Source organism: Stenotrophomonas sp. YJH_SMC_17 (assembly GCF_059371655.1).
Genome location: NZ_JCAFUU010000003.1, coordinates 219,387 through 233,590, shown reverse-complemented (window position 1 = coordinate 233,590; position 14,204 = coordinate 219,387). Strand labels below are relative to the sequence as shown.

The window sequence follows — 14,204 nt, the reverse complement described above, 5'->3', positions numbered from 1 at the left end:
GCTACAGATGCAGGTTCAGCGCTTGCTGGCCGCCTGCGCCGGGATCTGCGAATTCGCCAGCGGGCGGACACCATTGGGCGAGGTCGGGTCGACGATCACCATGGTTTCGGTGGAACCATCCGGCCACACCACCTGGAAGGTACTGCCGGCCGGCAGCGAAGCGAACGGCATGCCACTCTGCGCGCGGTAGACCGCTGCGACCTGGCTGGCACCCACGCGGCGCACATCTTCCTGCGCCTTCACCGTGGTCAGTTCCACCTTCGACAGGTGCCGGTAGCGATCCTCGTAGGTATCGATCATCAGCAGGCCGACCGCGCCGGCCGAATAGGCCACGAACAGCGCCACCCAGAACCAGAACTTGGCCCCATGCAGGAATCGACGGTAATTCATTGCCCGTCCCTCTTTCCAACCAATCGCTTGATCCACTGCTTCATTTTCCCCGCACCTTGCCGCGACAGCGCAGCGTCATACACGAAATCCCGGAAATCCTGTGTCTCATCCTGCGAACAGATCCCTCCGTTCGCACAAAAACTGTTGACCAGCACACTGTCGGCACCACACGGTAGACCGAGTTCACAGGCGGCAAGCCGCCATGCCAGTTCACTGAGCTGTTCGCCCGCCACCAGGCCATCGAGCGCCCTGTCCCCCGCCGCACGCGCGCCCATGCCCGGCGCGATCGCCATGAAGGCCTCCGGATCGCGCGATGTGCGCACCCGCTCGACCAGGTCCCGGCGGTACTCGGGGCTGTCATGCAGCGGTTCGCCCTCGGCGAACAGCGATGCTTCCGCAGCCAGGTTGCCCTGTGCGGCCGCCTTGCGACGCTCGGCCAGCACCAGCGCGGACCCCAGCTTGTCACCGGGTACGAAGCCGCCGCAGCGCTGTGCCACGCGCTCGCGGGCCTGCACCATGGCCGGCGCGGCGGTCAGGCCCAGGCCGGCCAGCACGTTGTTGTCCAACCGATAGCCGCCCGGATCGATCGCGTACTGCGCGCAGTAGTCATAGACCCGGCTGAGCATCCAGCGGGCTTCGTGGTTGCCGTCGTCGGCCTGCACGCGCAGGCGCTGGGCGTAGGCATACAGATCGGTGGCATCTTCGATGTCCGCGCGCAGGTCCAATGGCAGGCCCGAAGGCAGCGCATTGCCACGCTCGAACGCCGCCAGGCGCCGCGCCAGCGCTTCCGGCACGACCGGCAGGGGCGCGGCATCGTCCGCCGCCGCAACCTGCGCCGTCGGCGGCTCGCCGGCGGTCACCGGTGCCGATCCCACGTGGCCGCTGGCCCGATACCCGGCCACGCCCAGCACGGCCACTGCCGGCAGCACGAGCAACCAGGTTTTCAGGGTAGGAGCGAAGGCCATCGCGGCAGTGAGCTCTTGCGGCGCACAGTAAAGCAGCAAGTTTAGCAAGGCCCGACAGGGCTGTCTGAACCGGCTCCGTTCATCTCGGCTCCGCATCTCAAGCAATACGGAGACGCTCCGATGGTCTAGCATGGCCCCTTTCCCGCGATTGCCCCCACCGCCATGCCGTTCCTGGAACTGACCCTGCGTTGCACCGAAGCCACCCAGCCCCGCTACGAGAATGCGCTGGAGGACGTCGGCGCACTGGCCGTCACGCTGCTTGATGCCGAGGCCGATACCAGCAACGAACAGGCCATCCTCGAGCCGGGCGTGGGCGAGACCCCGCTGTGGGACACCCTGGTGCTGAGCGCGCTGTTCCCGGCCGACAGCAATGCGCTGCTGCTGTTGGCCGCCCTGGAATCCTTCGATCCGGAGCTGGACTGGAGCAGCGGCAGCTTCCGTGCGGTCGAGGACGAAGACTGGGAACGCGCCTGGCTGGACCAGTTCCAGCCGATGGATTTCGGCAGCCGCACCTGGATCGTGCCGTGGAACCATGAACTGCCGGAGGCCGCGCAGGCCGCCGACGCCGCCGTGGTGCGCCTGGACCCGGGCCTGGCGTTCGGCTCGGGCACCCACCCCACCACCGCGTTGTGCCTGCGCTGGCTGGACCAGCTGGCCGTGGATGGCCTGCTGCAGGGCCAGCGTGTCCTCGATTTCGGCTGCGGCTCCGGCATCCTCGCACTTGCCGCGTTGAAGCTGGGCGCCGCCGAAGCCATCGGCGTGGACAACGATCCGCAGGCGCTGGTCGCCACCGCCGACAATGCCGAGCGCAACGGCGAGCAGGCGCGCATGCACGTCTACCTGCCGCAGGACGAGCCGGTCGCCACCTACCCGATCGTGGTCGCCAACATTCTTGCCTCGGCCCTGGACGCGTTGGCCGAGCTGCTGGCCGCGCGCGTGGCCGCCGGTGGCCGCATTGCCCTGTCCGGCATCCTGCACGGCCAGGAAGGTGAGCTGCTGCAGCGCTATGCCGCATGGTTCAATGACCTGCAGGCCACCCAGGATGGCGACTGGATGCGCATCACCGGCGTGCGCCGCGCCTGATCGTGGTTGAATGACCGCTGGATCCGAGCCCGCACCCTGAGCATGTCCGAGCCGAACCCACCGCGACGCCCCCTGGCGACTTTCCTGCGCACCGCGCCGGAAGATCAGCCCGTGCCTGCGACCGATGCGCGCACGCAGGATGACGCCGGGCACACAACGCCTGTGCAGCGGATGCCGGTCGAGCCCATCGACCTGCCGCGGACGCCGGAGACGCGACAGGACGATGACGCTGTCATCGTTGACGACGCCGCGCCTATCGAGCCGGCGCCGCTCGCGGTGCAGGCAGCAGCGGCCGCCAGTGATGCTCCCAGCTTCCTCGGCAGCGCGCGTGCCCGCACGCTGCCTGCACCCCGCTGGCACTGGCTGCTGGTCGCGGGGCTGGCGCTGCTGCTGGTGCTGCAGAGCGTGCTTGCTGATAGAGCGCGGCTCGCCGCAGACGCCGGCAACCGTGCATGGCTGGGCACGCTCTGTGGCGTCCTGCGCTGCAGCCTGCCGGCCTGGCATGAACCCACCGCCTTCACCATGACCAGCCGCGAAATCCGACCGTTGCCCGGGCAGGCCGGTGTGCTGCAGGTGGAGGCCAGCATCCGCAACGATGCACGCTGGGCACAAGCCTGGCCGAACCTCCGCCTGTCGCTGTCCGATGCCGATGGCCGGGTGATCGGCAGCGGCGTGTTCACCCCCGCACAGTATCTGGGCGAGAACCCCGGTGCGGGCCTGCTGGACCCGGGCCAGAGCGCACGCGTCGCCTTCCGCGTGCAGGAACCCGCCGCATCCACCGTCGCATTCACCTTCGACTTCCTCTGACCGTGGAAAGGCGACCGGCCGTGGCAGGCCGGGCACGCTCGCGCTAGACTGGCCGCCACCACCTCGTCCGGCCGCGCGCTCCGCGCGCACGGGCCAACCGAATCGGGAACCCCCTTGAACGCTGTCCTTTCTCGTCCTGACAACAGTCGTGGCGCTCCCCGGCCACCGCTGCGTGAACATGTCGCCCAGTCCGTGCGCCGCTACCTGCGTGACCTCGATGGCTGCGACGCGGACGATGTCTACGAGATCGTGCTGCGCGAGATGGAGATTCCGCTGTTCGTGGAAGTGCTCAACCACTGCGAAGGCAACCAGAGCCGTGCCGCAGCGATGCTGGGCATCCACCGTGCCACCCTGCGCAAGAAGCTGAAGGAATACGGCATCAGCGCGTAAACGCGCGTGTGGGTAGTGCCGGCCGCTGGCCGGCAACCGCATGAACGATGGCAATCAGGGTCAGAGCCCTTCGCTGTGCGAAGGGATCCGCCCCCGGCGGTGATCACCCCACACCGCCCGCCTTCCAGTAATACCGCACCACGTGGAAGAACACCGGCGCGGCGAAGCACACCGAATCCAGCCGGTCGAGCATGCCGCCATGGCCCTCGATCATGTGGCCCCAATCCTTGATGCCACGGTCACGCTTGATCGCCGACATCACCAGGCCACCCCAGAACCCCATCAGGTTGATCAGCAGCGACAGGCCGAACGCCTGCAGCGGCGTGAACGGGGTGATCCACCACAGCGCTGCGCCCAGCGCGCTGGCACTCAGCACGCCGCCGACGAAGCCCTCCACCGTCTTCGACGGCGACAGCTTCGGTGCGATCAGACGCCTGCCCAGCAGCTTGCCCCAGATGTACTGCAGCACGTCCGAGGACTGCACCACGATCACCAGGAAGGCGAACAGCAGCACGTTGCGCGACGGATCATGGCCGGGCACGTGCAGGTTCAGCAGCAGCGGCACGTGCGAGATGCAGAACACGCAGATCATCAGCCCCCACTGCACCTTCGCCGTGCGCTCCAGGTAGTGCGTGGTATCGCCACCGATGGTCGACAGGATCGGCAGGAACAGGAACGCATAGACCGGAATCAGCAGCGTGTACATGCCGTACCAGTCGATCCACACCAGGTAGTACTGCCACGGCAGCACAATGTAGAACGCCGCCAGCAGTGCGTAGTAATCACCCGAGCGCGTCGGCGCCAGGGTGATGAACTCGCGCAGCGCGAACAGCGAGATGATCGCGAACAGCACGATGACCCCGGTACGGCCGAAGAACAGCGCGAGCCCGACCACGATCGCCATCACCCACCACGCGCGGATGCGCGATACCAGGTTGGCGATCACCGGGCTGGGCTGGCCGCGCTGGCGCCAGCGCAACGTTTCAGCCACCAGCGTGGCCAGTACCAGCACCGCACCGACACCGGCGAACAGCAGCCCGGTCTGCTGGCCCACGCTCTGCGCTGCCAGGTCGCCGGACACATCGATCAGAAAACTCATGCGCGCCCTCCGTTCGGCGCCAGGTCCAGCAGCGCCTGGCGGCTGCGGGCCAGGAATGCAGCCTTGTCCTCGTCGGCCTGCAACCGCAGCGGCGTGCCGAAGGTAGCCGTGCACAACAAGGGCAGCGGCAGGAAGCGGCCCTTGGGCATCACCCGCTTCAGGTTGTCGATCCACACCGGAACGAATTCCAGCTCCGGGCGTTGCCGGGCCAGGTGGTAGATGCCGCTCTTGAACGGCAGCAACGGCTCATCGCCCACGTTGCGCGTGCCTTCCGGGAACAGGATCAACGAGCAGTCCTCGTCCACGGCATCACGCAGGGCCTGCAGCGGATCCTGCTGGCGATGCCCGGCCTCGCGCTCGACCAGCACGCCGTTGAACACCGCATCGATCAGGTAGCGACGCAGGCCATCGCGCTGCCAGTACTCGGCAGCAGCAACCGGGCGCACCTGGCGCCGCAACGCAGGCGGCATCGACGACCAGATCAGCACGAAGTCACCATGGCTGGCGTGGTTGCCGTAGTACACGCGACGCTCGCTGGACGGCGCGCAACCGATCCACAGCGCACGCGCGCCGGTCACCACATGGATCGCGCCACTGCAGGCGCGGGCAATCAGTTCGGCGAACATGTGTCCCTCCCGTTCACGTCTGCGGCCACAACACGGCCAGCACCAGCAGCGCGAACTGCACCGCGGTCAGCAGGTACTGGCGCAGCAGCAGGCGGCGCATGCCGGCCCAGCGCGCGTCCCAGCCGCGCAGGGGCGCATCGGGCGACGCGCGGCGCAGGCCGCTGTCCCGCAGCAGCTGATCGGTGCGGCGCGCGGCGGCATCGCCGTCCAGGCCCTCATCGCGCAGCAGCTGCAGCAGGCTGGCGTCCAGCGCCACCCGCCACGCGTGGTACGTCTGTGCCACCCCCGCAAACATGCTGGCCAGCAGCAACCCTGCAGCGATCATCGCCAGGCCCGGCTCGGTGCCGAGCAGCAGCAATGCCACCAGCAGCAGCCCCAGCGACAGGCCTGCCGGCCAACGCCCCTGCCGCAACAGCAGCTGCATGGTCGCAATGTCAGGCGTCGTGCTCATGCAGGGTCTCCGGCGGCAACGGTGATCGCGCGCAGGTGTGCCTTGCCCAGCACGATGCCCGGACGCGCGGCACGCACGATCGCCACCGCCGCATCGGCATCCGCCGCACGACCGCTGCGCAGCAACCAGGTCGCCACGCTGGCCGAACTGCGCGAATAGCCCAATGCACAGCACACCAGCAACGGCCCCTGCGCCCGCAGGCGCGCGATGGCCTCGGCTGCCTCGCGCAGCTGCTCCGGTTCCGGCACCACCAGGTCCAGCATCGGCACACCGGCGTAAGCCGCACCCGGCGCGCAGCAGGACAGCTCGGCGCAGGCATCGACCACGCCCCCCAAAGGTGTCGGCAACGCCGTGCAGGGAATCCGGCCCAGCCACACGCCATCCAGCACCGGCACCGGCTGCGCCGCGCGCCGGGTCCATAGCCGTGAGTTGATCCACGCTGCCGCCAGATATGGAGCCAGCAGCCAGCGTGCCGCCATCGTCAAGCGACCATCGGCGCGCTTCTGGAACACCGCCGTACCCAGCCCGGCATAGGCAAGCGCCACCAGCAGCAGCGACACCACCGGCCAAAGCAGCCACAACGCCGCGCCACGCAGAAGCACCACCGGCACCAGCAATACGGCGGCCCCCAGCAGGTACAGCGCTGCCAATCGCCACCGTTTGGCATCACGCACGGTGCGCCAGGCCCGCAACGGTGGCGTGCCCTGCTCCGGCCACAGCCACACGCACAGCCACCCGGCCAGCAGCCCGGTCGGGATATCGATGAAATGATGCTGGAACGTGGTCAGCACCGAGACACCGATCAGCAGTGCCCACACATGCAGCACCCAACGCCACACGCCGTGCAGGTACTGCGCGAACTTCACCCACAGCACGATCAGCAGCACGATGTGCAGCGATGGCGCCTGGTTGAACGGCTTGTCGAAGCCCAGCAGCACATCGAACAGCCAACCGAACACGCCGCCGATCTCCGGCCGCTCGAAGCTGAAGCGCAGCGGCCACAGCAGGAAGCAGCTCACGGCGATCAGCTGTGCACTGAACAGCCGCAGCGCATGCCGGTCCAGCTCCAACCGTTGCCTGCACAGGAAGAAGGAGACCGCGTAGAACAGGTCGATCGACCAGTAGGGCACGATCGTCCACGGCACGAACGGAATGCGGGTCTCCCAGGCGAACGCCATCACCGGCAGTTCGGCATGGCGACCGGCCATCCAGTTGGCAAAGCCATAGCTGGCGAAGAAGAAGGGGCCCAGCAGGGCCAGCCACAGCAGGGCGCGCCGCCAGGGGCGCCCTTCCGCGGCCAGCGGGGTGGCGGCGAGCGTCGCCATCACGCGGTCCGGCGCGCCAGCGACACGGTGAAGATGCCGAAGTCATCGATACGCTGCGCCACCTTCTCGAACCCAGCCAGGCGCACCAGCTCATCCATCTCCTGCTGGGTACGGCGGCGCATCACCCACGCGGCGCCGCCGCGGTGGCTGGTCAGCGCGCGCGCGATGAATTCCAGCTGGGGGTGCCAGGGCTGGCCGGTGTAGGCCAGGTAGCCGCCCACCGGCACCGTTGCGGCAATACCCTTCAGCGAGCGCAGCACGGCATCGTTGTCGGGGAACAGTTCGTACAGGCCCGATACCACCGCCAGCGTCGGCGCCGGGTCCACCGCCGCCAGTTGCGCCGGATCGAACGCATCGCCCTGCTCGAAGCGTGCGATGTCGGCCGCACCGAGGCGCTCGATCAAGCCCTGGCCCTGGGTCACGTTCAGATCGCTGAAATCACGCAGCACGATGCGGTCGGCGCGCTGTTGGCCCTGGCCCAGCGCTTCCAGCACATAGCGGCCATGGCCGGCCGCCACGTCCAGCACGCGCACCGGCGTGCCCTGCCCGCGCAGGCGCTGGGCGGCATCGCGCAGCAGTTCCTGCAGGTGCTGGCCACGGATGCGGATGCCACGCCAGCCGATCGCATCGAGATAGTTGCGGTCGACCATGCGGCCCAGCGGGCCCTTGCCGCGTGCTTCGTCACGGTAGATGTAGTCCAGCGTGCTGCCCGAATCGAAACCGGTCTGCAGGCCCAGTGCGATGCCTTCGGACAACGTGCCGCCGACGCGCAGGCCGCCGCGCACCACGCGCCAGCGCAGGTCGGCGAGGCTGTTGCGCTCCGGTGGCCAGGCCAGGATCTCCGATTCCTCGAAGGTCGGCCCATGCCGATGTGCGTCACGACGCGACAGCTCGTGCAGCGGTTCGGCGAAGCGCGCCTGGATGAAGCTGCGGATACGCGCCAGTGCCGGTGCGCGGTCGCGCTCACCCAGCGTGTCGTGGAAGAAGCCCGGCAGGTGCACGCGCTCCTTGATCGGACTCGACAGGCGTTCGTAGAAGCGATCCTGCGGGCCACGGTGCACCACGAAATCCGAACCGGACACCAGCAGCTGCACCGGCACGCTGATCGCCTGCGCATCGGCGACAATGCGATCTGCCGCTTCGTACAGGCCCAGCAACACGCGCACCGAGATCGGCCGGGTGATCAGCGGATCGGTGCGGTAGCTTTCCACCCGCGCCGGATCGTGGGTCAGCCACTGCGGCTTGACGTAACTGTTGACGAAGAAGTTGCCGCGCAGCTTCTGCATCAATGCCAGGCCCGGCCGCGCGAACGGTACGTACAGCTTCACCTTGAACGCCGGCGAAGCCATCACCAGCGCGCGCAGGCGCGGCGCGTAGTCATGCACCCAGGTCGCGGCGACCACCGCCCCCACGCTCTGCGCGATCACCACGATATCTTCCACCGCGATGCCATGCGCCGCGCCGATGTGGGCGATGAAGCTGTCCAGGTCGCGTACCAGCGCCGGGAAGCCCGGTGCATCGCCTCGCGCGCCCGGCGACCGGCCATTGCCGCGCGCATCCCAGGCGAAGAAGGCGGTGTCGGGCAGGTCCAGCTCATCGACCAGGTGGGTGACCCGGCCGGAATGTTCATGGCCGCGATGCAGCAGCACGATGGCCCTGGTGGCCGGGGTTGCAGTGGTGCCCGCCCAGTACCGGTAGAACAGCGGTACCTGGTCGAAGCTGTGGAATTCCCGTTCCTGCGCCTGACGCATGCAATCTCCTGACTGATGTGGCGTGTTGTCTTGGTGTGTCTATCGCTGCGGCGTCGCCGCGGATTCCTTCAGCCCGCGCCGTACGCGATTGATCATCGTCAGCACGCACAACGCTGCCATGGCTGCGGCCACGCCGCTGACCGTCAGCGCGCCGACCCAGCCGAAGGCCAGCAACAGGCCCAGCACACCGATCACGAAGGCGCGGTCGCTCTTGCCCATCGGGCCGTCGTAGCGGCGGCTGGCACCGACCATCAGCCCCAGCACGCCGGCGTACTCGCTCAGCGCCGCGGTCCAGGCCAGCAGCCACAGCGTCTCCGGGCGCACGCCCGGTACGCTGAGCAGGCTCAGGTACAGCGCCGCATCGGCGATCACATCGCACACTTCGTTCAGATAGGCGCCCAGCCGCGATTGCTGGCCGAATTCGCGGGCCAGCATGCCGTCCACAGCGTTGAGCCCCATGCGCAGCAGCATCCACAGCGGCAGCAGCAGGTACAGCAGCGGCCGGGCAGGCGCACAGCACCCCACGGCTGCGGCCACCAGCAGCGAGACCACGGCAGCGGCCACGGTCACCGTATTGGCGGTGATGCCCATGCGATACAGGCCACCTACGGCCGGGCGCAACAGGTCCTGGAAACGTCCTTTCAATGCATAGATCGACACGATCTGTACCTGCTGATCCTTGGCAGTCCGGGCACAGCCTACCCGATCAGGGCGCTGTCGCCCCATCGGATTGCGTGCCGCCTGCAGCCGACCGGGCTGTGCCGAAGGCGGCCACCGGCCCCTGCCCTCGGCCGATTTCGCCCCGCGGCGCCCGCCACCGGCCCCCACCGCCTACAATATCGGCCCCGCTCCGCTGCCGATTCTGTCCCATGACTGCTGATCTGTTGCCCGTCCGCCGGGCCCTCCTCTCCGTTTCCGACAAGACCGGTCTGGTCGAGCTGGCCACTGCGCTGGCAGCACGCGGCGTGGAGCTGCTGTCCACCGGCGGCACTGCCAAGGCGATCCGCGATGCGGGCCTGGCCGTGAAGGACGTGGCCGAGGTCACCGGCTTCCCGGAAATGATGGATGGCCGGGTCAAGACCCTGCACCCGATGGTGCACGGTGGCCTGCTGGGCCGTTCGGGCCTGGATGATGCGGTGATGGCCGAGCATGGCATCGGCGCCATCGACCTGCTGGTGCTGAACCTGTACCCGTTCGAATCGGTCACCGCCAAGGCCGACTGCACCCTGGCCGATGCGGTGGAGAACATCGACATCGGCGGCCCGGCCATGCTGCGCTCGGCGGCCAAGAACTTCGCCCGCGTGGCGGTGGCCACCGACCCGTCGCAGTACGCCGAACTGCTGGCCTCGCTGGACGCCCACGATGGCCAGCTGACGGCTGCCACCCGCTTCGCGTTCTCGGTGGCCGCGTTCAATCGCGTTGCCCAGTACGATGCCGCGATCAGCAACTACCTGTCGGCGGTGACCGCCACCGACGCCGCCGTGCCGGCCCGCGCCGAGTACCCGGCGCAGATGAACTCCACCTTCGTGAAGGTGATGGACCTGCGCTACGGCGAGAACCCGCACCAGAGCGGCGCCTTCTACCGCGACCTGTACCCGGTGCCGGGCACGCTGGCCACCTTCCAGCAGCTGCAGGGCAAGGAGCTGAGCTACAACAACCTGGCCGACGCCGATGCGGCGTGGGAATGCGTGCGCCAGTTCGACGCGCCGGCCTGCGTGATCGTCAAGCATGCCAATCCGTGCGGCGTGGCCGTCGGTGCCGGCAACGGCGATGCCTACGAGCTGGCCTACGCCACCGACCCGACCAGCGCCTTCGGCGGCATCATCGCCTTCAACACGCCGCTGGACGCCGCCACCGCCAAGGTCATCCTGGACCGCCAGTTCGTGGAAGTGCTGATCGCCCCGGACTACGAGCCGGCCGCGCTGGAGTACGCACAGAAGAAGGCCAACGTGCGCGTGCTGCGCATCCCGCACGGTGATGGCCTGAACAACTTCGACAGCAAGCGCGTGGGCTCGGGCCTGCTGCTGCAGTCCTCGGACAACCGCGGCATGACCCGCGACGAACTGAAGGTGGTCAGCAAGCTGGCGCCGACCGACAAGCAGTTCACCGACCTGCTGTTCGCCTGGAACGTGGCCAAGTTCGTGAAGTCCAACGCGATCGTCTACGCCAGGGACAACCGCACGATCGGCGTCGGCGCCGGCCAGATGAGCCGCGTCTACTCCGCGCGCATCGCCGGCATCAAGGCGGCCGACGCGAACCTGGTGGTGGAAGGTTCGGTGATGGCCTCCGATGCGTTCTTCCCGTTCCGCGATGGCATCGACGCCGCAGCGGCCGCCGGCATCAAGGCCGTCATCCAGCCGGGCGGTTCGATGCGCGATGCCGAAGTGATCGCCGCCGCCGACGAACATGGCCTGGCCATGGTGTTCACCGGCGTTCGCCACTTCCGCCACTGATCCTGGAGCGACACGGATGTCCGCAGTTTCGATCAAGCCCCTCGTTCTGCCCGCCCTGATGGGCGCGGCCCTGCTGGCCGGCTGCAAGCCGGCCGCCGAACCGGCACCCGCCGCTGCCCTGCAGGCAGAGGCGCCGGCCGCAACCAGCACCGCAGCGGCCGGGCATGTCAGCCGCACCGCGCGACTGCAGGCTTTCCTGACCGCGCATTACGGCGAGGACGCGCAGCTGTCCGACGGCTGGCGCGGCAACTGGGCGCAGGGCGGCGACACCCGCCCGGTTGACTGGGCGGTCTGTGCCGAGCAACCCGTGGTCAGCGGTGACAGCTGGCAGCAGCTGCTGGCGGTGTGCGGCGAAGTGGTCGACGCTGGCCATGCCGACGCGGGCACCATCGACTACTACGTGCTGCGCCCGGCCGGCGATGGCTTCGACGTGGCGGCCGAGCTGACCGGCGGCACCTATGGCAGCAGCGGCCGTCCGGGCAGCGTCGAGATCCTGCGCTTCGGCAGCGATTTCTACGGCTTCCGCAACGTCAGCGGCTGGTACGGCCAGGGCTATTCGCTGCAGACGCAGAGCTTCATCCTGCCCGGCCCGAACGGTCTGGTGGATGCCGGCAGCGTGCGCAGCCACATCGACAACACCGCGGCCTACGACTGCGACGACGCCGAGCAGGCCGAAGACTGCCGCACCCGCATGTTCGACGTCGACTTCGAACTGCGCATGGACGACAGCAACCGCAGCGCGCGCACCTGGCCGCTGCTGATCGAGGAAACGGGCAGCAGCTGTGGCGGCAGCAACGTGCGCCGTACGCACCGCTTCACGCTGGACCCGAAGACCTGGACCTATTCCTTCCCCGACGCGCTGCAACGCGAAGGCTGCGAGTGAACCACGCGCGCCGCCGGGGACATCGCCCTTCCCTTCCCACGCAATCTGGAATCTCGTGATGAACGTACTTGTCATCGGCTCTGGCGGCCGCGAACACGCCCTGGCATGGAAGCTGGCCCAGTCCTCCCGTGTCACCGAAGTGATCGTGGCGCCCGGCAATGCCGGCACCGCCAACGAAGACAAGTGCCGCAACGTGGCGGTGAAGGTGACCGACATCGACGGCCTGCTGGCGCTGGCCCAGGCCGAAGGCGTGGCGCTGACCGTGGTCGGCCCGGAAGTGCCGCTGGTGGCCGGCGTGGTCGACCGCTTCCGCGCCGCCGGCCTGCGCATCTTCGGGCCGACCGCCGCCGCCGCGCAGCTGGAAGGCAGCAAGGCCTACGCCAAGGACTTCCTGGCCCGCCACAACATCCCCACCGCGTTCTATGCCGTGCACACCGACGTGGACGCGGCGCTGGCCTACATCCGCGAGAAGGGTGCCCCCATCGTGGTCAAGGCCGATGGCCTGGCCGCCGGCAAGGGCGTGATCGTGGCGATGACCCTGGCCGAAGCCGAGGACGCCGTGCGTGACATGCTGTCGGGCAATGCCTTCGGAGACGCCGGTGCGCGCGTGGTGATCGAAGAGTTCCTCGATGGCGAGGAAGCCAGCTTCATTTCGATGGTGGACGGCGTGCATGCGCTGCCGATGGCAACCTCGCAGGACCACAAGCGCGTCGGCGACGGCGACACCGGCCCGAACACCGGCGGCATGGGCGCGTACTCGCCGGCCCCGGTGGTCACCCCGGAGGTGCATGTCCGCGTGATGCGCGAAGTGGTGAACCCGACCGTGCAGGGCATGATCGCCGACGGGATTCCCTTCACCGGCTTCCTCTATGCCGGCCTGATGATCGACGCCAGCGGCGCGCCGAAGGTGATCGAATTCAACGTGCGCTTCGGCGACCCGGAAACCCAGCCGGTGATGCTGCGCCTGCAGTCCGACCTGGTCGACCTGGTGGAGGCGGCCATCGACGGTCGCCTGGACCAGGTGGAGGCGCAGTGGGACCCGCGCCCGTCGCTTGGCGTGGTGCTGGCCGCCAAGCCGTACCCGGAATCGCCGATCACCGGTGACGTGATTTCCGGCCTGGCCGATGTGCCGGCCAGCGCCAAGGTGTTCCATGCCGGCACCGCGCTGGACGCGCAGGGCCAAGTGCTCAGCGCCGGCGGCCGCGTGCTGTGCGTGGCGGCACTGGGCGACAGCGTGCGCGACGCACAGGCCAATGCCTATGCCGGCGTGGCCAAGGTGACCTGGGCCAACGAGTTCCACCGCAACGACATCGGTTGGCGCGCGATCGCACGCGAGGGGTGAGGTGTGGGGTGCAGCCACGCGTGGCGTGGCTCTGGGTGAGTTCCACCGACGAGAAGGCCCGGCAATGCCGGGCCTTTGCTCTAAAGAACAGCGCCCAGACCCTTCCGGTCGATCAGGTTTAGAAGTGTCGCGGCTTCAGGGACGGGAGGAAGCAGAATGCGCCAACATCAGGAATATCCGGATGGCTTTGATTGCGTCTGGCTGGGCGTGGACCAGACCGGCGCCGTGGCGGCATTCGTCACCGCAGGCGAGGGAGACATCCCTGCCGCGCTTCTGAGTCAAGCGGCGGTGGACATCTTCGATATCGAAATGATGTTGATGGAGCTGCCGGTGGTTGGCAGGGCCATCACGCACATGAAGGTTCCCCGGGACGATGACGGTGTGGCCATGGCTTCGCGCGGCATCCATGTGTACGACTGGAACCGCGGCGGCTACGCGCGCTTTGCCACCCCTACTCTGGCCATTCAGCGCTCGGCGCTCAGCCGGGAACTGCAGGTGCTGGCGGGTCTGGCGACCTTCAACACGATCGACTTCCGGCAGCACGCCTCTATCCCGGTCTGGGCTCTGATGCAAACGACGGGAAAGCCGATGCCATGACGCAGTATCAGTGCCCGGCATCCACGCATGGCGCGGCTCTAC

The 14,204-nt window shown here is 68.2% G+C and carries 15 protein-coding genes; 7 read left to right on the top strand and 8 right to left on the bottom strand.

Annotated features, from left to right (window positions below; all coding sequences use genetic code 11):
• Nucleotides 1-15: 15 nt before the first annotated feature.
• On the bottom strand, nucleotides 16-390 hold the full coding sequence (locus tag AC5P8Z_RS10780; RefSeq protein ID WP_286070118.1) for a hypothetical protein: 375 nt from the start codon (nucleotides 388-390) through the stop codon (nucleotides 16-18).
• Nucleotides 387-1,355, bottom strand: coding sequence for a hypothetical protein (locus tag AC5P8Z_RS10775; protein WP_295567210.1), 969 nt, complete (start codon nucleotides 1,353-1,355; stop codon nucleotides 387-389). Before AC5P8Z_RS10775 ends, AC5P8Z_RS10780 begins: the two co-directional genes overlap by 4 nt.
• 162 nt (nucleotides 1,356-1,517) lie before the next feature.
• Here AC5P8Z_RS10775 and prmA point away from each other — a divergent pair, with 162 nt between their 5' ends.
• From prmA to fis, 3 genes are all read left to right on the top strand, one after another.
• A complete protein-coding gene (gene prmA / locus AC5P8Z_RS10770; RefSeq protein ID WP_495229018.1) occupies nucleotides 1,518-2,438 on the top strand; it encodes a 50S ribosomal protein L11 methyltransferase in 921 nt (306 codons plus the stop codon).
• 42 nt (nucleotides 2,439-2,480) lie between these two features.
• Nucleotides 2,481-3,245 carry a DUF3426 domain-containing protein gene (locus AC5P8Z_RS10765; RefSeq protein ID WP_495229017.1) on the top strand — a complete coding sequence of 255 codons (765 nt, stop codon included), beginning with the start codon at nucleotides 2,481-2,483 and terminating at the stop codon, nucleotides 3,243-3,245.
• A gap of 114 nt (nucleotides 3,246-3,359) precedes the next feature.
• Nucleotides 3,360-3,635 carry a DNA-binding transcriptional regulator Fis gene (fis, locus tag AC5P8Z_RS10760; protein ID WP_005419706.1) on the top strand — a complete coding sequence of 92 codons (276 nt, stop codon included), beginning with the start codon at nucleotides 3,360-3,362 and terminating at the stop codon, nucleotides 3,633-3,635.
• Between the two features lie 103 nt (nucleotides 3,636-3,738).
• Here fis and AC5P8Z_RS10755 read toward each other — a convergent pair whose 3' ends face one another.
• From AC5P8Z_RS10755 to AC5P8Z_RS10730, 6 genes are read right to left on the bottom strand one after another with little or no spacing between them, the layout of a single operon-like run.
• On the bottom strand, nucleotides 3,739-4,734 hold the full coding sequence (locus AC5P8Z_RS10755; RefSeq protein ID WP_286070124.1) for a phosphatidate cytidylyltransferase: 996 nt from the start codon (nucleotides 4,732-4,734) through the stop codon (nucleotides 3,739-3,741).
• The gene (locus AC5P8Z_RS10750) at nucleotides 4,731-5,360 is read right to left on the bottom strand and encodes a lysophospholipid acyltransferase family protein (RefSeq protein ID WP_005411260.1); all 630 of its coding nucleotides are present in this window, start codon (nucleotides 5,358-5,360) and stop codon (nucleotides 4,731-4,733) included. The genes AC5P8Z_RS10755 and AC5P8Z_RS10750 overlap by 4 nt, the downstream gene beginning before the upstream one ends.
• A gap of 13 nt (nucleotides 5,361-5,373) precedes the next feature.
• The gene (locus AC5P8Z_RS10745) at nucleotides 5,374-5,811 is read right to left on the bottom strand and encodes a hypothetical protein (RefSeq protein ID WP_286070126.1); all 438 of its coding nucleotides are present in this window, start codon (nucleotides 5,809-5,811) and stop codon (nucleotides 5,374-5,376) included.
• A complete protein-coding gene (locus AC5P8Z_RS10740; RefSeq protein ID WP_495229016.1) occupies nucleotides 5,808-7,136 on the bottom strand; it encodes a phosphatase PAP2/dual specificity phosphatase family protein in 1,329 nt (442 codons plus the stop codon). The genes AC5P8Z_RS10745 and AC5P8Z_RS10740 overlap by 4 nt, the downstream gene beginning before the upstream one ends.
• Entirely contained in the window at nucleotides 7,136-8,887 is a 1,752-nt protein-coding gene (locus AC5P8Z_RS10735; protein WP_495229015.1) for a bifunctional alpha/beta hydrolase/class I SAM-dependent methyltransferase, read from the bottom strand. The genes AC5P8Z_RS10740 and AC5P8Z_RS10735 overlap by 1 nt, the downstream gene beginning before the upstream one ends.
• A gap of 39 nt (nucleotides 8,888-8,926) precedes the next feature.
• Entirely contained in the window at nucleotides 8,927-9,547 is a 621-nt protein-coding gene (locus tag AC5P8Z_RS10730) for a CDP-alcohol phosphatidyltransferase family protein (protein ID WP_286070128.1), read from the bottom strand.
• A gap of 209 nt (nucleotides 9,548-9,756) precedes the next feature.
• Here AC5P8Z_RS10730 and purH point away from each other — a divergent pair, with 209 nt between their 5' ends.
• From purH to AC5P8Z_RS10710, 4 genes are all read left to right on the top strand, one after another.
• Entirely contained in the window at nucleotides 9,757-11,340 is a 1,584-nt protein-coding gene (gene purH / locus AC5P8Z_RS10725; RefSeq protein WP_495229014.1) for a bifunctional phosphoribosylaminoimidazolecarboxamide formyltransferase/IMP cyclohydrolase, read from the top strand.
• A gap of 16 nt (nucleotides 11,341-11,356) precedes the next feature.
• Complete coding sequence (locus AC5P8Z_RS10720; RefSeq protein WP_286070130.1) at nucleotides 11,357-12,223, top strand: hypothetical protein; 867 nt, start codon at nucleotides 11,357-11,359, stop codon at nucleotides 12,221-12,223.
• Between the two features lie 58 nt (nucleotides 12,224-12,281).
• Nucleotides 12,282-13,565: a phosphoribosylamine--glycine ligase gene (gene purD / locus AC5P8Z_RS10715; protein ID WP_495229013.1), complete on the top strand. Its 1,284-nt coding sequence runs from the start codon at nucleotides 12,282-12,284 to the stop codon at nucleotides 13,563-13,565.
• A 156-nt stretch (nucleotides 13,566-13,721) separates the two neighbouring features.
• Nucleotides 13,722-14,162, top strand: coding sequence for a hypothetical protein (locus AC5P8Z_RS10710; protein WP_286070132.1), 441 nt, complete (start codon nucleotides 13,722-13,724; stop codon nucleotides 14,160-14,162).
• Nucleotides 14,163-14,204 lie beyond the last annotated feature (42 nt).